General features: G+C 70.1%; 17 protein-coding genes and 1 pseudogene (1 of these 18 cut by a window edge). 11 read left to right on the top strand and 7 right to left on the bottom strand.

What is annotated here, in order from left to right; all coding sequences use genetic code 11:
* Positions 1-31 precede the first annotated feature (31 nt).
* Both ACIA5H_RS05240 and ACIA5H_RS05235 read right to left on the bottom strand, forming a co-directional pair.
* Positions 32-1042, bottom strand: a complete 1011-nt coding sequence (locus ACIA5H_RS05240) for an adenylate/guanylate cyclase domain-containing protein (RefSeq protein ID WP_379250561.1) — start codon at positions 1040-1042, stop codon at positions 32-34.
* A gap of 209 nt (positions 1043-1251) precedes the next feature.
* Complete coding sequence (locus ACIA5H_RS05235) at positions 1252-2520, bottom strand: epoxide hydrolase family protein (protein ID WP_397074073.1); 1269 nt, start codon at positions 2518-2520, stop codon at positions 1252-1254.
* Positions 2521-2658: 138 nt separating this feature from the next.
* Between ACIA5H_RS05235 and ACIA5H_RS05230 the strand changes: the two genes are divergently transcribed.
* Positions 2659-3477 carry an alpha/beta fold hydrolase gene (locus ACIA5H_RS05230; protein ID WP_397074071.1) on the top strand — a complete coding sequence of 273 codons (819 nt, stop codon included), beginning with the start codon at positions 2659-2661 and terminating at the stop codon, positions 3475-3477.
* Between the two features lie 92 nt (positions 3478-3569).
* Here the strand turns inward: ACIA5H_RS05230 and ACIA5H_RS05225 are convergent, their stop codons facing one another.
* The 3 genes from ACIA5H_RS05225 to ACIA5H_RS05215 all read right to left on the bottom strand — a co-directional run bounded on the left by ACIA5H_RS05225 (position 3570) and on the right by ACIA5H_RS05215 (position 5589).
* On the bottom strand, positions 3570-4514 hold the full coding sequence (locus ACIA5H_RS05225) for a hypothetical protein (protein ID WP_397074069.1): 945 nt from the start codon (positions 4512-4514) through the stop codon (positions 3570-3572).
* Between the two features lie 89 nt (positions 4515-4603).
* Positions 4604-5233, bottom strand: coding sequence for a TetR/AcrR family transcriptional regulator (locus tag ACIA5H_RS05220; protein ID WP_379250567.1), 630 nt, complete (start codon positions 5231-5233; stop codon positions 4604-4606).
* A complete protein-coding gene (locus ACIA5H_RS05215) occupies positions 5233-5589 on the bottom strand; it encodes an SPW repeat protein (protein WP_355074862.1) in 357 nt (118 codons plus the stop codon). The genes ACIA5H_RS05220 and ACIA5H_RS05215 overlap by 1 nt, the downstream gene beginning before the upstream one ends.
* A 216-nt stretch (positions 5590-5805) precedes the next feature.
* Between ACIA5H_RS05215 and ACIA5H_RS05210 the strand changes: the two genes are divergently transcribed.
* The 3 genes from ACIA5H_RS05210 (at position 5806) to ACIA5H_RS05200 (ending at position 8732) form a co-directional block, all read left to right on the top strand.
* A complete protein-coding gene (locus ACIA5H_RS05210; RefSeq protein ID WP_397074066.1) occupies positions 5806-7002 on the top strand; it encodes an NAD(P)/FAD-dependent oxidoreductase in 1197 nt (398 codons plus the stop codon).
* A gap of 176 nt (positions 7003-7178) precedes the next feature.
* Positions 7179-7940 carry an aspartate/glutamate racemase family protein gene (locus ACIA5H_RS05205; protein WP_355074858.1) on the top strand — a complete coding sequence of 254 codons (762 nt, stop codon included), beginning with the start codon at positions 7179-7181 and terminating at the stop codon, positions 7938-7940.
* A gap of 54 nt (positions 7941-7994) precedes the next feature.
* Entirely contained in the window at positions 7995-8732 is a 738-nt protein-coding gene (locus ACIA5H_RS05200; protein WP_379250571.1) for a DNA alkylation repair protein, read from the top strand.
* A 40-nt stretch (positions 8733-8772) separates the two neighbouring features.
* Here the strand turns inward: ACIA5H_RS05200 and ACIA5H_RS05195 are convergent, their stop codons facing one another.
* Together ACIA5H_RS05195 and mftR2 are read right to left on the bottom strand one after the other, a co-directional pair.
* Positions 8773-9828 (bottom strand): ferredoxin--NADP reductase, encoded by a 1056-nt coding sequence (locus tag ACIA5H_RS05195; RefSeq protein WP_356963736.1) that lies wholly within the window; start codon positions 9826-9828, stop codon positions 8773-8775.
* A gap of 61 nt (positions 9829-9889) precedes the next feature.
* Positions 9890-10513 carry a mycofactocin system transcriptional regulator MftR2 gene (gene mftR2, locus ACIA5H_RS05190; protein ID WP_379250573.1) on the bottom strand — a complete coding sequence of 208 codons (624 nt, stop codon included), beginning with the start codon at positions 10511-10513 and terminating at the stop codon, positions 9890-9892.
* Between the two features lie 329 nt (positions 10514-10842).
* Here mftR2 and mftA point away from each other — a divergent pair, with 329 nt between their 5' ends.
* The 7 genes and pseudogenes from mftA to ACIA5H_RS05155 all read left to right on the top strand — a co-directional run.
* Complete coding sequence (mftA, locus tag ACIA5H_RS05185; protein ID WP_157170973.1) at positions 10843-10941, top strand: mycofactocin precursor MftA; 99 nt, start codon at positions 10843-10845, stop codon at positions 10939-10941.
* A 10-nt stretch (positions 10942-10951) separates the two neighbouring features.
* Positions 10952-11152, top strand: a pseudogene (mftB, locus tag ACIA5H_RS05180) (mycofactocin biosynthesis chaperone MftB); the annotation flags it as partial.
* 51 nt (positions 11153-11203) lie between these two features.
* Positions 11204-12514: a mycofactocin radical SAM maturase gene (gene mftC, locus ACIA5H_RS05175; RefSeq protein ID WP_356963898.1), complete on the top strand. Its 1311-nt coding sequence runs from the start codon at positions 11204-11206 to the stop codon at positions 12512-12514.
* 231 nt (positions 12515-12745) lie between these two features.
* Entirely contained in the window at positions 12746-14146 is a 1401-nt protein-coding gene (mftF, locus tag ACIA5H_RS05170; RefSeq protein ID WP_397074062.1) for a mycofactocin biosynthesis glycosyltransferase MftF, read from the top strand.
* Positions 14147-14246: 100 nt separating this feature from the next.
* Complete coding sequence (gene mftG, locus ACIA5H_RS05165) at positions 14247-15698, top strand: mycofactocin system GMC family oxidoreductase MftG (protein WP_397074060.1); 1452 nt, start codon at positions 14247-14249, stop codon at positions 15696-15698.
* A 125-nt stretch (positions 15699-15823) separates the two neighbouring features.
* Entirely contained in the window at positions 15824-17194 is a 1371-nt protein-coding gene (locus ACIA5H_RS05160) for a GAF domain-containing protein (protein ID WP_356963738.1), read from the top strand.
* Positions 17195-17583: 389 nt separating this feature from the next.
* Positions 17584-24936, top strand: partial view of a non-ribosomal peptide synthase/polyketide synthase gene (locus tag ACIA5H_RS05155; protein WP_397074057.1) — the beginning only. 10434 nt of this gene lie beyond the right edge of the window; 7353 of the gene's 17787 nt are visible here — the first part of the coding sequence; it begins with the start codon at positions 17584-17586; its stop codon lies beyond the right edge, outside the window.

The following is a 24936-nucleotide window of genomic DNA, read 5'->3' as shown; positions in this document are numbered from 1 at the left end:
GGCGGCCGTCGGGGTCGGGCGCAGATCGGGGCTATCCGCCGTTCTTGCCGTTGTGGCGCAGCAGGTGCGGACGCAGGCGATTGAAGCCGCGCACTCGGACGCTGCGCAACTGCTTGATCGCGAATGCCGGGTCGCCGTTCAACTCCGTGGCGGCGTGGTCATCGATCAGGACCGTGCCCGGCCGCGCGACGCCGGTGAGCCGGGAGGCGATGTTCACCACCGAGCCGTACAGATCCCCGAACCGTTGCAATACCGGGCCGTAAGCGAGGGCGACGCGCAACTCCGGCGTGCCCCCGACCATCATGGTGGACTCCTGGATGGCCAGCGCTATGCGCGCGGCTTCGGCGGCGCTTTCCGTGGCGAACATGACTTCGTCGCCCACGTTCTTGATCACCCATCCGCCGTTCTCGGTGATGGCGGCGGTGGTGGTGGACTCGAACGCCTCGAGCAGCATGGACAGCTCGTCGGGATGCAGATGCCTGGTCAGCCTGGTGTAGCCGACCATGTCGGCGAAACCGACGGCCAGTTCGCGCACCGACTCGCCCGCGCTCGTCCCCGGGTCGAGCGACCGCGACAGCGACGCGGCCAGGTGCCGCCGCCAGGCATAGGTGTTCAGCTGCTCCAACGTGGCTATGGCGCCCTCGGTGGCGGTGCGCACCGTCTCCTCGGGGTCGGCGCCGGGATCGGCTCGGGCGATGCGCTCCTCGATCTCCGCGAGCACCAGGTCGACCTGCCATTCCGCCAGGCGCGCCATCCCTTGGCCGAGCGTGCGCGCGGTCGCCGACTGCTGGCGGGTGTCGGCCGAGGACAACACGGTCAGCTGCTCGAAGTTGCGCACCGCCGCGATGTCGGCGTCGGTGTAGTCCACCGCCTCGTCACCGATGCTCGACGGAAAACCGAGCGCCATCCACAATCGCCGGGTGAGCGCCGTCGTCGTCCCCGACTGTTCGGCGACCTCGGTGCGGTTGTACCGGCGCGCACCGTCGAGCAGATAGGACTCGACGACCGATTGCACCGACTGGGACCTCTCGCTGGGCACCATGATCGGTACCTTACGGCCCTGATCCGACGAGGCGGCTTCCATTGGGCGAGTTCACATACCTCTCCTACGCCACGTCGATTCCGGTGCCGCACCGATAACATGCACGCCCTCCGCGATCCAGCCGGACTGCCGCCGCCGTGACGCGCGGGTTCGGTCCGTCCGGCCGCGTTCGCATCCCGGCGAAGGCCGTCCGCGCAGCGCGTGGCTGCTCACCCGGCAGTGGACGGGGTGCGGCCGCGGAAGGTGCGGCGCAGATCGTCGACCCACTGGGCCGGAATCTCCCACGGGATGAAGTGACCACCGTGGTCGTGGGCGGTGAGGTTGACGTGGTTGTACCAATCGCCGCGGTCGCTGTCGAGGAACGCTTGCACGCGCCGGTCGGTGTCGACGCCCGGCGGGTTCTCGTAGCCGACGAAGGTGATGCCGGTCGGAGCCTCGATGGGCGGCTGCCGGTCGTGCGACGGCGTCCAGGGATAGCGATTGTTGTTGGCGTAGGTGCGGATGGACGTGCCGATGGAATTGGTGACCCAGAAGATCATCGCGTGGGTGAGCAGGTCGTCCTTGCCGAAGACCGACTCGATGTCGCCGCCGTTGTCGCTCCAGCTCACCCAGCGCTGCAAAATCCAGGCCAGCAACCCGGCGGGTGAGTCGGACAGCCCGTAGGCGAGAGTGCTCGGCTCGAGCACATGTGCGGTCAGGTGGACGGCGAAACGCCGTTCCAGTTCGAGGATCCGGTCGTGCACGGCGGCGGGCAGGCCCTCCGGGATGGGATTGCCGCCGGTGATGTCCCAGGCGCGGTCGCCGCTGAACAGGGTCAGCTTCTGACCGGAGCCGATGTGGATGCCGTACAGCTCGTCGGCGTACTTGTGCCCGAGCTGCCCGGTGACCAGCGCGCCGACGTCACAGCCCGCCGCGGCGTACTTCGCGTGCCCGAGGGTCTCGGTCATCAGGACGTGCCAGAGGTCGGCGACCTTCCAGAAGTTCATATCCGGGTTCTTCGGCAGCGGTGCGGAGAATCCGAATCCGGGGAACGACGGGACGATCACATCGAAGGCGTCGGCGGGGTCGCCGCCGAACGCCGCCGGGTCGGCCAGCGGGTCGATCACCTTGGCCCAATGCCAGAAGGTCCATGGCCAACCATGGGTGAGGATCAACGGCGTCGGGTCGGGTCCGACGCCCGGCTTCCGCAGGAAATGCACCGGCACCCCGTCGATCTCGACGAAGTAGTGGTCATAGGCGTTCAGTGCGGCCTCGGCCGCACGCCAGTCGTAATCGGTGCGCCAGTACTCGACCAGCTCCTGCAAATAGTCGCGGGACACGCCGTAGGACCAGTCGTCGTTTTCCGCGTCGACCGGCCAGCGGGTCAGTTCCAATCGCCGCCGCAGGTCGGCGAGCATGTCGTCGGATACATGAATAGGCGTGGGATCCAGCGGGAACGGCCGCGTATCGGCTCCACGCGAAGAGGGCTCCTGACTCACCGGGCCAGTATGCTCCGTGCGCTCTTCCGCGAGGCTGTGCAGAACATCACGGTGGGATTTGACCACCGAGGTAATCGCGCCTCGCGGCAGGCTCCGCTAGCGTCGGGAAGACGGACGGAGATCTGAGCGGAGGGCGCTGTGGTCGGGACCGGGCGGGCTGCGCGGCCCGAGATCACCGAAGGCGTGCTCGAGCACGGCATGCCGTACTTCGCGATCGGTTCCGGTCGGCCGCTGGTCTTTCTCCGGTGGTTCAGTCCCGACCACGCGAATCCCCGCGGTCGGATGCTCGACTCCGAGGTGAGAGTTCTGCGGCCGCTGGCGCGGAGCTTCCGGGTCTACGCGGTGGGCCGCGCGCCCGGCATGGCTCAGGGCATCACGATGGCGGAGATCGCGGCCGAGCACGCCGACGCGCTGCGCGCCGAGTTCGGCGAGCCGGTCGACGTGCTCGGCATCTCCTCGGGCGGGTCGGTGGCGCTGCAACTCGCCGCCGACCATCCCGAGGTCGTGCGCCGCCTCGTCGTCGCGTCGTCCGGATGCCGTTTGGATCCGGTCGCCAAGGAAGGCCAGATGCGTTACGCCGAAGCGGTTCTGCACGGGCGCCGTGCGATGCACCACCTGGCGTCGAGCAGCGTCTCCTCGCCCGCCGCCGCTCGTCTCGCGGCGGCCGCCATGTGGTTGCTGGACCCGTTGAGCCGCCCGCGCGAACCTGCCGACACGTACGCCTTTCTCCGCGCGGAGGACGAATTCGACATCACCGAGCGCCTCGGTGAGATCCAGGCCCCGACGCTCGTCATCGGAGGCGAACGGGACGCCGCCTACAGCCTCGCCACTTTCCGCCGCACCGCCGACGGCATCCCCGATTCCCACCTCGCCATCTATCCGGGCGCGGGGCACGTGAGCGCGCTCAGGCGCCCCCGCTTCGCCATCGACGTCGTCAACTTTCTCGACCAGCCCTGACTCGCCACCGCCGTGCGCCTGGATAGTCGTCGGCTGTTCCTCTCGGCTCGGTCAGGTGACGGCCCGCGGGACGCTGAAAGGGTTCGGCGCGTTCACGGTTCGGGGGTAGGAGTCCAGTAGCCGGCACGGTGGTGTACCGCGGCCGTGCGGATCGCCGCGCGGAGGCGATCGGTCAACTGGGCGGGAGCGGACAGATCGCCCCAGGTCCAGCGCACGACCACCCAACCGAGTGCGCGGAGCCGATCCGCGCGGACGTTCTCCGCCGTGACCACCCGAGCGGTGGGCGGCTCGGCTCGGCGGTGCTCGCTTCCGTCGAATTCGCCGATCACACCGAGATCGGGGAACAGGAAATCGACACGGCCGACACAGATCTCGTCATCGGAGAAGACCCGAGCCTGCACTTCGGGAGCCGGAAGACCCGCCCGGTGCAGCAGGATCCGGCTCAGCGACACGCCGACGTTCGCGCTGCGCCCGTCCAGGAAGTCCAGGACGTGGGCGGCACGGCGGCATCCGGGCCTGCGCCGGGCCCGGCGCAGGTGTTCCCGCAGTTCCGCCGTGGTGGTCAAGCCCTGGCGTAGCGCGGAATCCCCGAGAGCGACGGACTGTTCGAATCCTTCCGAGCGCGCGATGTCCAAGACCGTCCGCGCCGGGGTGGTCACCCGTATGTCGTCGACCAAGGTGATCTCGTCGGGCTCCATCCGAGCCGAATGGACCACCACCCGCCGGCTCAGCCTGCCGCCGTTGATCCGGTTCCTGGTCAGATGGACCCGGTCGAGCGGAATGCCCCAGGTCGTCATCCCGTGCAGCACCGCCGCCGAACAGTGGCTCGTGACGGCGGAGTCGGACGTGGACTCCGCGGTGGCCAGCGTCATCAGCAGATGCCTGCCGGTGGCGCCGAGACCGGAGCCCGGCGCGCTCAGATAGTGCCCGGCGCGCAGCCGCTGCCATTTCCCGGTTCTGCACAGCCGGTGCAATGTCTTGTCGGACAGACCGGATGCCAGCGCCTGCTGACGCGAGATCAGTTGCGGTGCTTCCATACCGACGATCGTGATCGACCGGCGATCCGGGAAACCCCCGCGCGGCGGCGCATGTGGACAACGCACGGGCTGTGGACAACTCCGGGGAGTCAGCCCATCTGGGTCATTCCGGCCGCGACCACCTGGGCTACGTTCAGCACTTCGTCGGCGGTGGGCAGCGGCACGCCGTCGAGCGCGTGCAGCCGGTCGGTGCTGGCGATCGCGAACATCGCCGAGACCCAGGCCGCGGCGCACGCGCGCAGGGTTCCGGGACGGACCGGGCCGGGGGCGCTCGCCTGGAGCACCTTCGCGGTCACCTCCAGCATTTGGTCGCGCAGGCGGCGCAGTTGCCGCCGCACGTCGGGATGGGTGTCGGCCTCCCGCCACAGGATCACCCGCAGTACCGACGAGTGGTGGTCGCGCAGGTTCAGCGCGGCGTCGAGGTTGACCAGGCTCGCCGCCGGATCTCCCGGCGTGACCACGGTGCCGATGTCGTCGATCGGCCGCGCGGGCACCCGCTCGGACATCAAGGCGGACAGGATCGAATCCTTGGTCGGGAAGTAGTAGAAGACGAGTCCTTTGGGGACGCCGGCCGCGGCGGCGATGGCCGCCGTCGCGGTGGCGTCGTATCCCTGTGCCGCGAAGAGGTCCTCCGCGGCGTCGAGGATCAACTGCCGAGCGTCGCCGTCGGCTTTCGCGCTGCGGCGGCGTCCGGCGCGCCGGGTTCCCGGTCGCTGCATCAGTGATGCGGAGCCATGTCGTGCAGACGCCCCGACACCGTCGGCAGCGCCGCGACCGCAACCACCGCCGTCACCACCCCGACTACCCATGCGGTCCAGGATGCGCTGCGGTACGCGGTGAAGTCCATGGCCCACGGCGAGATGAACAACAGCAGGCCGCACAGGCCCATCGCGTAGTCCGCCGACGCCATGTCGGGGCGGGCCATCTGCGCCAGACCGGTGAGCGCGATGAGCACGCCGAGCACGATCAGCGCCCACATGGCGTTGTTGTTGTGGTCGACCCACAGGGGTGACAGTGCGGCGAAGGCTCCGAGCACGACGGCCAGGAGATCCTGCGCGCGGCTCTCGGTGAACATGTGTACCTCCTCAGGCTGTGCGTATGTCCTGACCTCGGTCTAGTCCTGATTGACCGCCCGATCAACATCGGAACGGACACGGTTGTGCGACGGTTGACCGGCCGCTCCGCGTGACGGCCCTCACAGAGGAATGAACCAAGCAGAGGTTAGGGTGAGCTTCGTCGCACCGCCGGTTCCGCGGAATCGGCGGCCGGATTCCACTGAAGGGATGGCCGCATGACCGCGCCGATCGTGATCGTCGGAGCCGGCCTCGCCGGCCTGCGCACCGCGGAGGAATTGCGCCGCGCGGGCTACGCGGGCGACCTCGTGCTCGTAGGTGACGAGTCGCGGTTGCCCTACGACCGGCCGCCGCTGTCCAAGCAGTTCGTACGCGGCGAAACCGATGACACCACACTGCGTCCGAGCGAGTTCTACGCCGAGAAGCAGATCGATCTGCGCCTGAGCACCGCAGCCGTCGGGGTCGACACCGGTGCGCGCCGCGTTCGCCTCGCCGACGGCGCCACGCTGGACTATGACCAGCTGATCATCGCCACGGGTCTGCGCCCGCGCCGTCTGCCCGGCCTGCCCGAGTTGCGCGGCGTGCACGTGCTGCGCGGCCACTCCGACGCCGTCGCCCTGCGCGCCGATCTGAGCGGTGCGAGCACCGCGCTGGTCGTCGGCGCCGGCTTCATCGGCTGCGAACTCGCCGCGAGTTTCCGGGCGGCGGGAGTGGATGTCGTGCTGGTCGAACCGCAGGCGACGCCGCTGGCCTCGGTGCTCGGCGAAGCGGTGGGCGAACTGGTCGCGCGGATGCATCGCGCGGAAGGGGTGGATCTGCGCTGCGGCATCGGCGTGGACACCCTGTTCGGCGACGAGTCGGGGCGGGTGCGCGGTGCGCGACTGTCCGACGGTACCGAGATCGCCGCCGACCTCGTCGTGATCGGCGTGGGTTCGCGGCCGGTGACCGAATGGCTGAGCGATTCCGGGATCGCGCTGGCCGAACCGTCGGCCGGCGGCGGCGTGCTCGCCGACGAGGTGGGACGGACCTCCGCCGACGGCGTCTGGGCGGTCGGCGACGTGGCGGCATGGCTGCACGAGACCGGACTCCGCAAGCGTGTCGAACACTGGACCAACGCCGGTGAACAGGCCAAATTGGTCGCCTGCGCGCTGCTGGGCGCCGAACCGCCCACGGCGGCGCGCGTCCCGTACTTCTGGAGCGACCAGTACGACGTCAAGATCCAGGCCCTCGGCACTCCCGGCGCGACCGACGAGGTGCACATCGCCTCCGACGACGGCCGCAAATTCCTCGCCTACTACGCCCACGGCGGCAACCTCACCGGCGTCGTCGGCGCGGGCATGACGGCCCAGGTGATGAAGGCCCGCGCCAAGATCGCGTCCGGTGCGCCGGTGACCGAGTTGCTCGCACCCAGCTGAGGGCGCGCCCGGCGGGAGCCGCGGAACGGCTACGGCATCGAGCAGGTGCGGGTACCGGTCGCCGAATCCTCCGCGACTATGGCCGCCGTGACCCGCGAGCGCGCGCCGGTTGCGGAGCGTGCGCCGGGGCGCGCACGGCGTGTGGGGGTGTCATGGGGCTGTAATACGGTGGTGCGGTGATCGTCGCGCTCATCGACTCGGGTCTGGGGTTGCTGCCCACTGCCGCTTGGTTGCGCAAGTTGCGGCCCGACGTGGATCTGCTGCTGCAGCTGGATCCGGACGGGGCGCCGTGGGGGCCGAAGCCGGAGGACTGGGTGGTCGAGCGGGTGGTGAACGCCGCGCGGACCTCGCTTCGTTCGGGCGCGGAGGTGATCGTGCTGCCGTGCAACACCGCCAGCGTGACGGCGCTGGAGCACGTGCGCGCGGAGGTCGGGCCCGACGTGCCGGTGATCGGCACCGTGCCCGCGATCAAGCCCGCGGCGGCCGTGTGCCGGTCGGTGGCGGTCTGGGCCACCGCGGCGACCACGGCGAGCCGGTACCAGGCCGATCTGATCGCGAAATTCGGCGGCGACGCCGATGTGGTCGGGGTGGCGTGTCACGGGTTGGCGGACGCGATCGACCGTGGCGACCTGACCGCCGCCCACGAAGCGATCGGCAGCGCGGCGGAGCGGACGCCGCCCGGCGTGGAAGGCGTGGTGCTCGGCTGCACGCACTACCCGCTGGTGACCGACGCGATCGTGGCCGCGTTGCCAAACGGCGTCCGGCTCTTCGACAGCGCGCAAGCCGTTGCCGCGCAGACCATTCGGCGCATCGAGGCGCTGGGCCGCCCCACCACGGGTACCGGGGTGATCCGGGTGCTCAACAGCGGTCGGCCCGGTGCGCTGCCCACCAGCGCGGCCGCCTTCGAGTCCGGCCGCGTACTGGGCGCGCAAGGGTGAACCGCTGCCCGGCGCGGGCGCGTCCGCCACTTCTCGGAACAGGAGCATGGTTCGATGACCGACTCGGTGACCGAGGCCGACGTGCGGGCGGCGTTGCGGGAACTGGCGAATCCGGCTGATGCGACGCAGCTACAGCGGTTCTTCAAGACCGGTCCCGGCGAATACGGCGAGGGTGACGTGTTCCTCGGCGTCCGGGTCCCGGCGAGCCGCCGGGTCGCCGAGCGCTTCGCGACACTTCCGCTCGACGAGATCGACCGGCTGCTCGACAGCGACGTGCACGAAGACCGGTTCGCCGCGCTGGTGATCTTGAACGCGCGATTCGCCAAGGCGTCCCAGCCGCGCTCCTTCGACGACGCCGCCCGTGCCGCCATGGTGCGGTTGTATCTGGCGGCCGTGCGCCGCGGACGGGTGAACAACTGGGATCTGGTGGACGTGTCGGCGGAGAACATCGTCGGCCCGTGGCTGCTGGACAAACCGCGTGACCTGCTGTTCGAGCTGGCGGCCACCGAGTCGCTGTGGGAGCGGCGGGTGGCGTTGCTGTCCACGTTCGCGTTCATCAAGGCGGGTGACGCCTCGACCACCTTCGCGCTGTGTGAACTGCTGCTCGACGACCGGCGCGACCTGATCCAGAAGGCGCTGGGCTGGATGCTGCGCGAAGTCGGCAAGCGCGTCGACCGCGGCCTGCTGACCGGATTCCTCGACCGGCACGCCCCGGCCATGGGACGCACCGCGTTGAGCTACGCGACCGAGCATCTGCCGCCCGATGCTCGCGCGGAATACCGCGCGCGATAGGCGAAGCAAACGATCGGCGAATTATTTCAGGCGAGCGCGCTCAGAACTGGATCTTCAGGTGGTCGGTCACCGGGTGCGCCTGGCAGCCGAGGATGTAGCCGTTCTCGATATCCTCCGGGTCGAGAATTTCGGCGTTGTCCATTTCGACCTTGCCCTCCAGCACCGTGCACGCGCACGAGCCGCACTCGCCTTCCTGGCAGGAGTAGGGCACGTCCAAGCCCTTGGCCAGCATGATGTCCACCAGCGTCTGCTTGCGCGGCCACTTCAGTTCGTGCACTTCGCCGTCGAGTTCGACTTCCACGGTCGCCGCGTCGGCCGCCTCCTCGTCGGAGACCTCGACCGGCGCCTGATCGGCGAACGGATCGCCGGCCAGCGAGTTGAACACCTCGGCGTGCGTGCGCGTGCGCGGCACGCCCAGTTGCCCGAGCGCGTCGTGCACCCGGTCCATGAACGGCTTCGGCCCGCACATGTACGCGTCGTAGCCGCGATACGGGGCGACGAGGGTGGCCAGCGCGTCGGCCGTCGGCAGGCCCTGCAGGTATTCCAGCCAGTGGATCACGGTGAGCCGCTGCGGGTGCTTGTCCGCCAGATCGCGCAGCTCACCGGCGAAGATCACGGACTCGTGGTCGCGGTTGGCGTAGACCAGCACGATGCGGCCGTTTCCGCGGGCCAGAGCCGACTTGAGGATCGACATGACCGGCGTGATGCCGCTGCCCGCGCCGAACAGCAGCAGGTCGTCGTCGAGATCCTTCGGGGTGAAGACGCCGGAGGGCGGCAGCACCTCGATCTGGTCGCCCTCTTTCACGTTGTCGCACACCCAGTTCGACCCGTAGCCGCCCTCGGTCCGCTTGACGGTCACCTTCGGACGGTCGTCGGTGTAGGGCGAGCTGGCCAGGGAGTAGCACCGCGCCACCGAGCCGGTCCGGTCGCTGGGGATGCGCAGCGTGAGGAACTGTCCCGGCTGGTAACGGAACTTCTCGGCCAGCTCGTCGGGAACGTCGAAGACCAGCGAGCGGGTGTCGGCCGTCTCGGCGATGACCGCGGACACCCGCAGCACGACCGAGCGCGAGCCGTGGGGAACCTCGACAGTGGTCATGTCGTCCTCTCGAACCTGGCACGGGCAACCCGCGACGCAAAAACTAGAACGTGTTTCAGTTTCATCGTACGTCGGTCGTCGCCTGGCGGACAAGCTGGGCTTCCAGACCGGCGATCAGCACCTCCATGCCGAAGTCGTAGGAGTAGCGTCCGCGCAGGTCACCGATGTACCGGGTGGCCCGATCGACAACCGGTGGCAGCGTGACATCGGCAGGCGCCGAGCGGTCGCGCGGGTTCACCCGGCTGCGGCCGAACAGGTAGGTGTGGATGGTGGCGTAGGCGGCGAGAATGTTGCGATCGCCGAACCCCGCGTCGTCGAGGATGTCCATGATCGCGGCGATCAGGTCCAGCTGTTTGCCCAGCATCTGCTCGATCAGGATGTCGCCGAGGCCGGGATGCTTGCGCAGCTTCTCGTCGATCTGGTCGACGAGATCGCGCAGCCGATGCTGCCACGTGCCGGATTCGGCAGATGGCGTGCGCACTCCGGTGAGGGCCGCGCTGGCGACCAGATCCAGCAGCTCGCGCTTGTCGGCGACGTAGTAGTAGGGCGCCATCGGGGAGACGCCGAGTTCGCGGGAGAGTCGCCGCATCGACAGCTTCTCCACGCCGTCCTCGCGTACCACCCGCAGCGCGGCCTCGACGATCTCGGACTCCGACAGCGTGCTGCCGCCCCCGTTCGTCTGCATTCGTCCGACTCCCATGCCACCTCTACCACTGCGGGCGTGCTGCCCGTCACATTCTGTTCAGCTGCTTGCCACCCGCAGTCTAGAGCGCCGGGCATCGGTCCCGTCGCCGCCTGTTCCACTCCGCTCGCGGCGGAATCGGCTCCTCGCTCGGAGCGCGCGGCCGCGGGGACTCCCGGATCGACAAATGAAACCTGTTCTTTTGTCAGTTTATGACGTTATTGTGTGAGCACGGACTGCACCGGGCAGTTCGCACACGGATCGTCCTCGCGGAGGTAGCCATGCCGGAATACGGGTCCACCGGACACGCAGACACCGACAACACCGGACGGCTGGAGGCCGCCGCCGCGCGGTCGGCCGAAGAAGCGCCGCTGGTCGAGGAGAGCCTCATCGAAGAGGTATCCATCGACGGCATGTGCGGCGTCTACTGACGGGCGGTCGATGACGATGCTCGATCTCGATACCCGCTGGCAGCTGCATCCGCGAGTGGCGCTGCGTCCGGAGCCGTTCGGCGCGCTGCTCTACCACTTCGGCACGCGCAAGCTCTCCTTCCTGAAGAATCCGCGGATCGTCGAGATCGTCCGGTCGCTGCCGGAGCACACGTCGGCGCGCACCGCCCTGCGCGCGGCGGGCGTGCCGGAGAAGAACGCCGCGGCTTACCTGAAAGCGCTGACACAGCTCGCCGAATCCGACATGATCATCGGTGCGCCGGCCGGCGCACCGACGGCGCCCTCCGTCGCGAGCGCGGCCACGGCGCCGCCGTCGACGGCGGGGGTGGTCCCGCCGTCGGACGCGGCGGTTCGCCTGGTGGACCGCTTCGAGTCCGGTCTCGCCGCGCCGATCTGCCTGACCTGGGAACTCACCTACGCCTGCAACCTGTCCTGCGTGCACTGCCTGTCGTCTTCGGGGCGCAGGGATCCGCGCGAGCTGAGCACCGAGCAGTGCAAGGCGCTGATCGACGAGTTCGAGCGTATGCAGGTGTTCTACGTGAACATCGGCGGTGGCGAGCCCACCGTGCGCCCGGACTTCTGGGAACTGGTCGACTACGCGACCGCGCACCATGTGGGCGTGAAGTTCTCCACCAACGGAGTGCGGATCACGCCCGAGGTCGCGGCCCGGCTGGCCGCAAGTGACTACGTCGACGTGCAGGTGTCGCTGGACGGCGCCGACGCCGAGGTCAACGACGCCGTGCGCGGGCCTGGCTCCTACGCCATGGCCATTCGCGCGCTGGAGAATCTCGCCGCGGCGGGTTTCCGGGACGCGAAGCTGTCGGTGGTGGCGACCAGGCACAACATCGCACAGCTCGACGAGTTCCGCGCCATCGCCGAAAAGTACGGCGCCACCTTGCGTTTGACCAGGTTGCGGCCGTCGGGCCGGGGTGCGGACGTGTGGGACGACTTGCATCCCACGCCCGATCAGCAGCGCGTCCTCTACGACTGGCTGCTGCGCAACGGGGAGGGCGTGCTCACCGGCGACTCGTTCTTCCACCTGTCGGCGTTCGGTGCGGCGCTGCCGGGGCTGAACATGTGCGGTGCGGGCCGGGTGGTCTGTCTGGTCGACCCGGTGGGTGACGTCTATGCCTGCCCGTTCGCCATTCACGATCGGTTCCACGCCGGAAACGTCGTGGCCGACGGCGGTTTCGAGGCGGTATGGCGATCCTCGGAACTGTTCGGGGAGCTGCGCGAGCCCAGTGGCGGCGGCGCGTGCGCGTCGTGCAGCCATTACGACGCCTGCCGCGGCGGCTGCATGGCGGCGAAGTTCTTCACCGGGCTGCCCGCCGACGGGCCTGATCCGGAGTGCGTCCAGGGGTACGGCGAAGCGGCGCTGGCCGACACGGCGCGGATGATCCCGCGTTCGTCGGTCGACCATTCCCGCCGGGTCGCCCCGCGCGCGGGCGGGCGCAAGAGCGGACCGGTTCCGCTGACGCTGAGCGCGACGCGCCCGGCCGGATTCACGCCGGAACGCCGCCCGGCGCGGGCCTGCGACGAGAGCCCGCTGGCGTGAAGCCATGAAGTTTGCCAAAAGTATGCTGAGAGCGCGGGTGTGGCTATCGCCCGGTCGTCGACCGGGCGATAGCCGCTCCGTTGCCGGATGCTGGGAAACTGGTGCGAGCGAACACTCGGCATCGGGTACGGCGCGCGGCCGTTCCGGTGGCGGGCCGGTTTCGCCCGGAAATCTGCCGTTTTTTCCGGACTGTTGATGTCTACCCGCGAAACTCCGCCTAGCATGCCAGGAATGCGCCATGATCGCCTGCCCGATGGATTCGGGGTGCGGATCGATCCCCGGGTACGCGCATACTCCGGCGGGCGGGTTCTGATCGGCGGTTCGCCGGCCAGGTTGCTGCGACTTGCCCCGGAGGCCGCCGAGATGATCGGCGACGGGTACCTCGAGGTGACCGGCCCGAAGTCCGCCGTCGTTGCCAGACGGCTGCTCGACTCCGGAGTGGCCAACCCCCGCCCCCGGCTGCTGCCTTCGCCGGACGACGTCACCGTCATCGTGCCGCTGCACAACAACGCCGAGGGACTGGCGCGGCTGCTCGCCGCGTTGCGCGGGCACAACGTCATCGTGGTCGACGACGGGTCCGACCAGCCGGTGCGGATACCGCGCAACCGTGGCACCAGGTGCCGGGTGACCGTGCTGCGGCACGACCGCAAGCAGGGACCGGCGGCCGCGCGCAACGCCGGCTTGCGGGCGGCGACAACCGACTTCGTCGCATTCCTGGATTCCGACGTGGTGCCGCGCAGCGGGTGGCTGGAAGTGATGCTCGGCCATTTCAGCGACCCCGGGGTGGCGCTGGTCGCCCCGCGGATCGTCGCGCTGGACCCGGAGTCCAACGCGCTGGCGCGCTACGAGCACACCCGCTCCTCGCTCGACCTGGGCAGGCGCGAGGCTGCGGTGCATTCGCGCGGGCTGGTGTCCTACGTGCCGAGCGCGGCGCTGCTGGCGCGGCGCAGGGCGCTGCTGGAACAAGGCGGCTTCGACGAGTCGATGCACGTCGCCGAGGACGTCGACCTGTGCTGGCGGCTGGAGCGGGCGGGCTGGCGGCTGCGCTACGAGCCCGCGGCCCACGTGGCGCACGACCACCGCGTGTGCTTCCGCGCGTGGTTCGGCCGAAAGCTGTTCTACGGCACCGGCGCGGCGCCGCTGGGCGAGCGGCACGCGGGAACGGTGTCACCGCTGTCGGTGCCGTCCTGGACGCTGCTGGCCGCGTTCCTGTTCGCGACGCTCACCAAGTGGGGACTGTTCGGCGGCATCGTAACCCTGGTCACCGCGCTGGCCCGGTTGCGCCGCGTCTTCGCCGGGCTGGACAACTCCACCCGGATCGCCGCGATCTATCTGGCGCGCGGCTTCTTCGCCGGACTGTGGCGTCTGGCCTCGGCGATGTGCAGGCATTACTGGCCGATCACGGTGCTGGCGATGTTCTTCTCCCGTCGGGTGCGGCGCATCGCGATCACCATGGCCGTCGCGGACGGATTGGCCGACTGGTTCACCCACCGCGACTCGGGCGGCCTCGATCCCGTCCGCTACACCGTCTACAAGCGCCTCGACGACATCGCCTACGGCACCGGCCTGTGGCTCGGCGCGTTCCGCGCGCGCAGCGTGGAAGCGCTGAAACCCACCACACCATCCCGTTGATCGACCCGAATCACACGCGATGACCTGGATCTTGCCCGCACCCTCGCCGCGCCGCCGTCCGGCTACGCGGACCGCGCCGAGATACTGAACGGGAGTCCGAATGGCCGACACGCTCATCGTCGGGGGCGGTACCGCCGGGTGTGTCCTGGCGGAGCGGTTGAGCGCCGATCCGGCGCACACGGTGCGGCTGCTCGAAGCCGGTCGGATGTGGAGCAGTCGCGAGGCGATGCCCGCCGAGTTGCTGGACGCCGCGTCGCTGCCGATCGGTCCGGAGGCCCCGTGGCTGTGGCGTTACGAGGTGGTCCTCGCCGACGACCCGCCGGTGCCGGCAACCATCGTGCGCGGCAAGGTGATCGGCGGCTCGGGGGCGGTCAACGGCGGTTACTTCGTCCGTGCCACGGTGGCGGATTTCGACGCCTGGAGCCGGGTGCTCGGCGACTCGGACAGCTGGTCGTTCGATTCCGTGCTTCCGCTCTACTGCCGGATCGAGCGTGACCTCGACTTCGGCGAACAGCCCTGGCACGGCGACCGCGGCCCGATTCCCGTGGTGCGCAGCTCGGATCCCTCGCCGGTCAGCGCGGCGTTCACGGAGGCCTGCCTCGCGTCCGGGTTCGCCGAGGTGCCCGATCTCAATGCCCCCGGCAGCGGGGCGGGGGTGGGCGCGGTGCCGTGCAATTGCGACCGAGGCAGGCGCATCGGCCCGTCGATCGGCTATCTGCTGCCCGCGCTGGCCCGCCCGAACCTGACCGTCGCCGGGGAAACGTCGGTCACGCGAATCCGCTTCGACGGAACCCGTGCGGTCGGCGTGGAGTACGTACGCGATGGCGAGAGCGGCATCGCGTGGGCCGACCGGATCGTGCTCTGCGCGGGCGCGATCGAGTCGGCCACGCTGCTGTTGCGCTCCGGCGTCGGCGACCCGGAACGGCTGCGCCCCCTCGGCATCCCGGTCGTGCACGCCGCCCCGGTGGGCTCCTGGCTCAGCGACCATCCGGAAGTGGGCATCTCCTATCTGCTGCACCTGGCCGAACCGCCGAGCGTCCCGCTGGAGACGGTGCTCGAGGTGGACGATGTCGAAATCCGGCCGTACGCCGTGTCGTTCACACCCGGGGTGCGCAGGCTCGGCGTCACACTGATGCGGCCGCGATCCTCCGGCGTGCTCCGCTTGCGGTCGGCCGACCCCGGCGCCGCGCCGCTGATCGACTACCGCTACCTGACCGCCGACCAGGATCGCGCCCGATTACGCGACGCGGTGGCGACCGCGGGCGGGCTGCTGCGACGAATGAACGCGCGGCCGGTCGATCCGATTCCGCGGCCCGCGGATCTCGATGCCTGGTTACGCGCGAATCTCGCCACTTCGCAACATTTGTCCGGAACCTGTCGAATGGGCCGGGAAAACGATGCGGCCGCCGTGGTGGACGAGCGCTGCCGGGTGCACGGAGTTACCGGGTTGTCCGTGGTGGATCTGTCCGTGGTGCCGGTGCCGCTCGGTCGTGGACCGCAGGCCACGACCATGGTGATCGCGGAAAAGGCGGCCGCACACCTGTGCTCGTGAAGTGAAAGACGGTTCGGTCACAATTTGCCGGGATGTGCACCGGGTGTGACCTGGCGGACAAAGCCGAACATCGGTCGGTCCCGCCCTGAGTGCGCCGGTACAGTTTGGGGCGGAAAGAAAGGCAAATGGTCAGCAACATCGCAGGTGGGCGACCCCCACGGCCGGGCGTGGAGCCGGGCGCCCAACTCGGTGCGCTCGAAGTCTACGCCGCGCAGGCGCACGGATATCTCGGCGCGGGTGGCGATCAACTTGCCCGCCTCGCCGGTCTGCTGCGTCCCGCCGTGCTGGAGTCCTGGCTGCGCAGCTTGCGCGGCGGGGTCGATCCGATGGACGCGGTCGACGGCCGCGGTCTGCGCGGCGCCGATCTGCAGCGCTATCTCCAGGCACATCCGATCGCCGCGCTGATGCCGCTGATCGACAAATTGCTCGTACAGGACACGGCCAGAACAGGTTTGATCGTCGTGGTGGCCGATCAGTTCGGCCGGGTGCTCTCGGTGCACGGTGGTGACGAACAGGTCGCGGCCGCCGCGGAGATCGGCCTGCGCGCCGGTGACGACCTGAGCGAGCGCCGCATCGGGACGAACGCGGTCGGCCTGGTGGTGCGCACCGGGCGCGCCGCGTGGATCCACGGCCCGGAGCACTTCCTGCACCGGATGCACCAGATCACCGGAGCCGCGGCCCCGGTGCACGATCCGGACGGCAGGCTGGTGGGAGTGCTGATGATCGCGGGCGGCGTCCGCGTGGCCAAGCCGGAGATTCTCGCCCTGATCAAAGCCACCGCCACGGCCGCGGAGATGGACCTGCTGCTCACCGCGATACGGTCCGGCGAGCGTCGGAACGACGGTCGCGGCAGGCGTGACCCGGCGCAGCCGCACCCGGCGGGCAGGCTCGCGCTCGACGTGCTCGGCCTCGGTCAGCCGCAACTGAGCGTCGCGGATGATCGAGTGCCCCTGTCGCAGCGGCATGCCGAGATCCTGCTGCTGCTGGCCGAACATCCGGAGGGACTCGGCGCCGATCATCTCGCGCTGTTGCTCGATGACACCGATCTGGACAACGGCACCATCCGCGCGGCCGTGTCCCGCTTGCGTTCGGTGGTCGGTCCGACCGTGTTCGGTTCGCGGCCTTACCGTTTGCGCGTTCCGGTCGCAACCGATGTGGAGGCGTTGCGCGCGGCGCTCGACTCCGGTGATGTCGATTCCGCATTACGGCTCTATGCCGGGCCGGTGCTGCCGCGTTCGACCGCGCCGGGCATCATCGACATTCGCGACGAACTGCGGGTTCGATTGCGCACCGCGGTGCTGGCTTCGGGCGACCCGGCGGTGCTGCGCCGGTGGACCGCGTGTCCGGAGGGGCGCGACGACGCCGCGGCGTGGGCGGCCTACCGGGCCACGGTCGATCGTGACTCGCCGCTGTACGCGCAGATCGAGGCCAAGATCCGGGTACTGGATCGCCGCCTCGGCGCCGATGCAACGCGAATGCAACGTTTCGGCTCATAGTCTGCACAGCCATCGGCGTCGCCGCGGTCGAATGTGATCGCGCATTACGCTTTGCCCTGGACTTCCGGCCCTGGTAGCCGCGTTGGACAAGCGTCCAGAAGTTTTTAGTGCAAATTGTTCCCTTTTATTAACGAAGCGCCTAATGTTCGCAATGCACGGATCACGACCGTGTGACGTAGCTGACATAGCCGTGGCGCCCGCTCCACGGCGATGACGTTGGAGGATTGGCGGCTTTCCGCGCGAGCGTGCCCGAGCACCGCTCGCGCTCTCATCGAATCGCACGTGGTGGTCGACGCCATGCGCCCGGGCTGGGCAGCCGGGCGCAGCGGCTTGTTCGTGCTGCTCGAAAGCGTTCGGACAGCCGTTGTTCCGCCGAGTAGGAGGCTCTGGTGCACGATACGGAGTTGGGTGGGGCCAGCGCGTTGCCGCCGCGTTCCGTCGAGCCGGAGTCGTCCCGGATCGCACCCGAACCGTTCGCTCTGGCGCCCGCGCAGCTCGGCGTCTGGTACGCGCAACTGCTCGACCCGGACGCGCCGATCAACGTCGCACAGTACGTGGACGTGCACGGCGAGTTGGATGCCGTTCTGCTGCAAGAGGTCTCGATGGAGGCGGCGCGCGAGTACGAGTCGGTGCTGGTGCGGCTGGGGGAATCCGGCGGCGTCCCGCATCAGTACGTCGACTTCGGTCTCTCGGTCGACATTCCGCTGATCGACCTGCGCGACCAGGCCGACCCGGTGGCCGCGGCGCACGCCTGGATGCGCGCGGACGCGAGCGCGCCGGTCGACCTGCGCACCGACCGGCTGTTCGCGGGCGCCGTATTGCGCGTCGCCGAGCGGCGGTACTTCTGGTACCTGCGGGCTCATCACATCGTGCTGGACGGCTACGGCGCGCTCACCAACACCACGCGGGTGGCCGAGCGGTACACCGCGCGGATGCTCGGCACCGAACCCGAGGCCGTGCGGCCGGGGACGCTCGCCTCGTTGACGCAGGCCGAACTCGCCTACCGGAGCAGCCCCCGGTTCGAGTCCGATCGCGCGCACTGGGCTCGGCGGGTGGCCGGGCTGGACGGCGTGACCAGCCTCACCGGTCGCTCCGCACCCCGTGGCGCGACCAACCTGATCGCCGGGCGAGCGCTCACGCCGGAACTCGTCGAACGGATGAACGCGCTTGCCGCGAGCCAGGATTCGACGCTCGCCGTGGTGCTGCTCGCGGCGTTCGCCGCCTACCTGGCACGACTGACCGACCGGGACGAGGCGGTGCTGAGCCTGCCGGTGACCGCGCGCACCACCGCGGCGCTGCGGCGCTCGGCGGGCATGCTGTCGAACATCGTGCCGCTGCGGTTGCCGGTCGACGGCAGCTGGGGCGCGTTGCTGCGCGCCACCCGCGTCGAGGTCGCCGGGGCGCTGCGCCACCAGCGCTACCGTCACGAGGACATCCAGCGCGACACCGAGCGCGCCGCCGGTCCGGCGCGCCGCGGGCTGTTCGGCCCGCTGGCCAACATCATGCTGTTCCGCAGCGATCTCACCCTCGGCGCCACCGTGGGGCGGTACCACGTGTTGTCCACCGGTCCGGTCGAGGACCTGAGTCTCAACGTCTACTACGGCGACCGGGACCGGGTGCACGTCGACTTCGAGGCCAATCCGCACCTGTACACCGCCGACGACGTCGCCAGGCAGCACGCCCGGTTCCTCCGCTATCTGGAGCGCCTGGCAGCCACCGAGCCGGACACCGCGCTCGCCGCCGTGGAAGTCGCGACCGAGCTGGAACTCGAGGTCAGCACCCGGATCTGGAACGAGACGGGTTTCGACGTGGAAGCGCAGCTGCCGGGTCGCTCCGCGGCCTTCGCTCCCGTGGCGACGCTGGTGTCGATGTTCGAGGCGCAGGCGGCCCGCACGCCGAGCGCGGTGGCGCTGCGGGCCGCCGGTGCGCCGGACCTGACCTACCGGGACCTCGCCGCGCGCGCCAATCGACTCGCCCGCACACTGATCGCGCTCGGCGTCGGGCCCGAAACGCTGGTGGCGCTGCGCCTGCCGCGCTCGCCGGAGCTGGTCGTCGCGATGTACGCGGTGCTCGCCGCGGGCGGCGCCTATCTGCCGCTGGATCCGGATCACCCGCCCGAGCGCACCGCGCACATCCTGGCCACGGCCCGTCCGGCCTGCGTGCTCATCGCCGGGGACGAGCGGCCGCCGGAGCTGTCCGGTCTGCCGGTGGTGCGGGTGGACCGAGCCGACGAGACGGTCGGGGCGGGGCCGATATGGGACCGGGAACGAGTCGCGGCCTTGCGGCCGGAGCATCCGGCGTATGTGATCTTCACCTCCGGATCGACCGGTCTGCCCAAGGGCGTCGCCATCACCCACCGCGCGATCGTCAACCGGTTGGTGTGGATGCAGCAGACCTACCGACTATCGGCGCAAGACGTTGTGCTGCAGAAGACTCCGGCCACATTCGACGTGTCGGTGTGGGAATTCTTCTGGCCGCTGCAGATCGGCGCGACGCTGGTGCTCGCCCAGCCGGACGGGCACCGCGATCCCGCTTATCTGCGCCGGGTCATCGATGAATACGGCGTCACCACGACACATTTCGTGCCCTCGATGCTCGCGGCGTTCCTCGCCGATCAGCATGCCGCGTTCCGCACGCCGCTGCGCACGGTGTTCGCCTCCGGGGAGGCGCTGCCCGCCGCGCTCGCTCAGCGGCTGCGCGCCATGACCGGCGTTCGCCTGCACAATCTGTATGGTCCGACGGAAGCAGCGGTCGACGTCACCTTTCACGAAGTCGCCGACACCGATACCCTCTCGGTGCCGATCGGCGCGCCGGTGTTCAACACCAGGCTTCATGTTCTCGACTCGCGGCTTCGGCCGGTGCCGGTCGGGGCGCCGGGTGAGCTGTATCTGTCGGGGGTACAGCTCGCCCGGGGCTATGTGGCTCGACCGGAACTGACCGCGGCGCGGTTCGTAGCCGATCCGTTCGGCGGGCCCGCACCGGCGGGGAACCGGATGTATCGCACCGGTGACCTGGTGCGATGGACCACGCAGGGCGAGCTGGAGTATCTCGGCCGCACGGACTTCCAGGTGAAGCTGCGTGGTCTGCGCATCGAACTCGGCGAGATCGAGGCCGTGCTCGCCAGGGTGGACGCGGTGGCCCGCGCGGTGGTCGTGGTGCGCGACGACACGGGGATCGGCGAGCAGTTGGTGGCCTACGTCGTGGCGGCGGAGCCCGGCGCGGTGCGGCCGGAGCGGCTGCGCGCCGTGGCGGCCGAGGCGCTGCCCGGGTACATGGTGCCCGCCGCCTACGTGGTGCTCGACACATTGCCGGTGAACGCGTCCGGAAAGTTGGATCGCGCCGCTCTACCTGTCCCGAGCAGGGCTTCGACGGGCTATATCGCGCCCGCCACCCCCGTGGAACGGGCGGTCGCGCGGGTGTTCGCCGAAGTGCTCGGTAACGAGCTGGTCGGTCGCGACGACGACTTCTTCGCACTCGGCGGAAACAGTTTGGTGGCCACGCAGGTCGCCGCGCGGCTGTCCGCCGACCTGAACTGCCCGCTCGGAGTCCGCGACGTGTTCGCCGCCTGCACGGTGGCCGAACTCGCCGGGCTCGTCGAGCGGGCCGGTGGATCCGGCGGCGCGTCCTTGGTCGCGCAGCTGCGGGCACGGCCACGGCCGCCGCTGGTTCCGCTTTCTCCGGCGCAGCAGCGCATCTGGTTTCTCAACCGGTTCGAGCGGGCCGGCGCGAGCTACAACATGCCCTTCGTGGTGCGGCTGCGCGGGGCGGTGGACGTCACCGCGCTGCGGCAGGCGCTCGATGACCTGGTTCTCCGCCACGAAGTGCTGCGCACGATCTTCCCCGCGCTCCTGCCCGGCGACGGCGCGGGGCTCGCGGCACGGCAGGTCGTGTTGTCGGTGGCGCCGATCGCCGCCGCGCCGGAGGCGATCGGCGCCGCCGACCTCGACGAGCGGCTGAGCGCGTTCGCCGCCCGCGGCTTCGATCTGGAACGTGAGATCCCGATCCGGGCGCGGACCTTCGCGGTGGACGACGGCAGTCACGCCCTCGCGCTGGTCCTGCACCACGTCGCCGCCGACGGGCTGTCGCTGCGCGTGCTGGCCCGCGACGTGATGACCGCGTACGGGGCGCGCCGCGGCGGCAGCGCGCCCGCATGGGCCCCGCTGCCGATTCAGTACGCCGACTACAGCCTCTGGCAGCACGAGTTGCTGGGCTCCTCGGACGATTCGTTCGCGGCCGATCGGCTGTCGTTCTGGACCGACGCGCTGGCGGGCGCGCCCGACCAGCTCGACCTGCCCGCCGACCGGCCCCGCCCTGCGGTCGCCTCCGGCCGTGGCGCGGTGTTCGGTTTCGAGTTCCCCGGCGAACTGGTCGCCCGGATGAACGAATTCGCCCGCGCGCACGGCATTTCGACCTTCATGCTGACGCACGCCGCACTGGCCGCGCTGCTGGCGCGGCTGTCCGGCGCCGACGACATCGTGATCGGCACCCCGGTCGGAGGTCGGGGCGACCGCGCGCTCGACGACCTGATCGGCATGTTCGTCAACACCTTGGCACTGCGGACCCGGGTGGACGCCGCCGAGCCCTTCACCGCCTTGCTGGCGCGGGTACGCGAGGACGACCTCGCCGCCTTCGGCCATGCCGAACTGCCGTTCGAGCGGGTGGTCGCGGCGCTGGATCCGCCGCGTTCGCAGGCGCGCCATCCGTTGTTCCAAGTGCTGCTCGCCTTCGACAACGCCGAGGCAATCGCTTTCGAACTGCCCGAACTGTCGGTCGCCACCAGTACCCTGGACACCGGAGTGACCAAGCTGGATCTCCAGCTGACGGTCACCGAGAACGCCGCCGGTGCCGGACTCGGGGAAGGTTCGGCACCGGCGGGGGTTCCCGCGGAATTCACCTACGCCACCGATCTCTTCGACGAAGCCACCATCGCGAGTTACGCGGGCAGGCTGATCGGCTTCTTGTGGGCGATCACCGCCGATCCCGCGATCGCGGTGCGCGATCTGCCTCTCCTGGACCGCGACGAGCGAGCGCGCGCACTCGCGGCGGCGCAGGCCGTCGCGGGCGCACAGGACCCGGCGGAGACGTTGCTCACCGCCTTCGAGGCACAGGCGCGGCGCACCCCCGACGCGGTCGCGGTGCTCGATGCCGAGCGGCGGCTGACCTACGCGGAGTTCGCGGGTGCGGTCAACCGGCTGGCGCGTCGGCTGATCGCCGCGGGGGTGGGGCCCGAGCGGTTGGTCGTGCTCGGCATGCCGCGTTCGGTCGATCTCGTGGTGGCCGCGTACGCGGTGCTGACCGCGGGCAGTGCGTACGTGCCGGTGGACCCGGACCAGCCGGGGGCCCGGATCGCGCAGGTGATCGCCGCGGCCCGCCCGGTGTGCGTATTGACCCGATCCCGGGAGGAGGCGGGGGAATTCGCCGATCGATGCGCGCTCGCGGAGCTACCCGCGACACCGGTGCTCACGGCCGACGACCCTGAGGTCGCCGAATACTCCGCCGCGCCGGTCGGCGACGCGCATCGTCTCGCCCCCTTGCGCGCTTCCGGTACCGCGTACGTCATCTTCACCTCCGGTTCGACCGGCCGTCCCAAAGGCGTGGCGGTGCAGCATGACGCGGCGGTCAATCAGGTCAGGTGGATCGCGGACGAATACCGGATCGACGCGAACGACGTCGTGCTGTTCAAGACCCCCGCCACCTTCGACGTGTCGGTGTGGGAGCTGTTCGCGCCGCTCACCCGGGGCGCGCGGATCGTGGTCGCCGACCACGACGGGCACCGCGATCCCCGGTATCTCGCCGCGACCATCGCCGCGCACCGGGTGACGATGACCTCCTTCGTTCCGTCCATGCTCACGGTGTTCGCCGACGCCGCCGCGCCGGGAGCGATCGCGTCCCTGCGCACCGTGCTGGTCGCAGGGGAGGCGATGACCGGTGAGGCCGCTGCCGCGTTCGCCGCGGTGAGCCCCGCGCGGCTGCACAACCTGTACGGGCCCACCGAATTCACCGTGCACGCCACGTACGCCCCGGTCGACCCGGCCGCGAGCGGTCCGGCGCCGATCGGGCGTCCGGTGCCGGGCAGCCGTGCCATGGTCCTGGACGAACGGTTGCGACCGGTTCCGGACGCCGTGGTCGGCGAGTTGTACTTGTCCGGCGTGCAACTGGCACGCGGCTACCTCGGCCGGGCCGACCTGAGCGCGGAGCGTTTCGTCGCCGACCCGTACGGGCCGGCGGGCAGCCGGATGTACCGGACCGGGGATCTGGTGCGCCGCCGCCGCGACGGCGCGCTGGAGTACCTGGGCCGCGGCGACTTCCAGGTGAAGCTGCGTGGGCAGCGGATCGAGCTCGGCGAGATCGAGGCCGCCTTGCTCGCCATGGACGACGTGCGGGCGGCGGCGGTGCGGATCGTCGCGCAGCCCTCCGGCGAGACGCTGGCCGCCTACGTGGTCGGCGCGATCGCCCCCGATCGGCTCGCCGCGGAGCTGGAGCAGCGGCTGCGCCCGGTGCTGCCCTCGTACATGGTGCCCACCGCGTACGTCCCGCTGACCGCGATGCCGCTGACTCCGTCGGGCAAGCTGGACCGCAAGGCGCTGCCCGACCCGGTGCCGGTCACGAAGACTTTCCGCGCGCCCTGCACGCCGGTGGAGCGGACCGTCGCCGACGTGTTCGGGCAGGTGCTGGGGATTGATCCGGTCGGCTCGGACGACGATTTCTTCGCGCTGGGCGGGAATTCGCTGGTCGCCACGCAGATCGCGGCCCGCCTGGCGGACGCGCTGGACACCGAGGTGCCGGTGCGGGCGCTGTTCGAGTTCCCGACCGTGTCGGCGCTGGCCGCGCACCTGTCCGGCGGCCGGGCGCGTAGACGGGCGCCGCTGGTCGCCGGGGCGCGCCCCACACTGATCCCGCTGTCCTACGCGCAGCAGCGCATGTGGTTCCTGAACCAGTTCGACGCGGCCTCGGTGGCGGACAATCTGGTCGCCGCCATCCGGTTGCGCGGCGCGCTCGATCAGACGGCGCTGGCGGACGCGGTGGTCGACGTGCTCGCCAGGCACGAGTCATTGCGCACGGTCTACCCGGCGGCGGAGGGTATTCCGTATCAACTGGTGCTCCCGGTCGAGGAGGCGCGGGTCGAGCTGGTCGCGGAATCGGTCGACGAGCGGCGGCTGACGGAACGGATTCGCGAACTGGTGGCCACGCCCTTCCGGGTCGATCGCGAGCCGCCGGTGCGCCTCGCCCTGCTGCGCCTCGGTGCGGAGCAGCACGTGCTCGTCGTCGCTTTGCATCACATCAGCGCCGATGGTTGGTCGCTGGCACCGCTCACCCGTGATCTCATGCGCGCCTACGAGGCTCGCCGTGCGGGCGGCGCACCCGACTGGACGCCACTGGCCGTCCACTACGCCGACTACGCGTTGTGGCAGCGGGAGGTCCTCGGCTCCGAGGACGACCCGGACGCGATGCTGGCCGAGCAGATCCGGTTCTGGCGGGGCGAATTGGCCGGTCTGCCGGACGTGACGACGCTGCCCGCCGATCGGCCGCGCCCAGCCGTCGCGTCGGGTCGCGGCGCGCGCCATGTCTTCACCATCGATGCCGCTACGCGGCGCCGGTTGCGCGAGATCGCGGACAGCGCGAACGCCTCGCTGTTCATGGTGCTGCACGCGGCGTTCGCCACGCTGCTGGCCGGATTGACCGGGCAGCGGGACATCGTGATCGGCACCCCGGTGGCCGGTCGCGGCGAGCGTGCGCTCGAT

It is taken from the genome of Nocardia sp. NPDC051900 (genome assembly GCF_044452545.1).
Lineage (GTDB): Bacteria > Actinomycetota > Actinomycetes > Mycobacteriales > Mycobacteriaceae > Nocardia > Nocardia sichangensis.
This window is presented reverse-complemented; position numbering and strand designations above follow the sequence as displayed.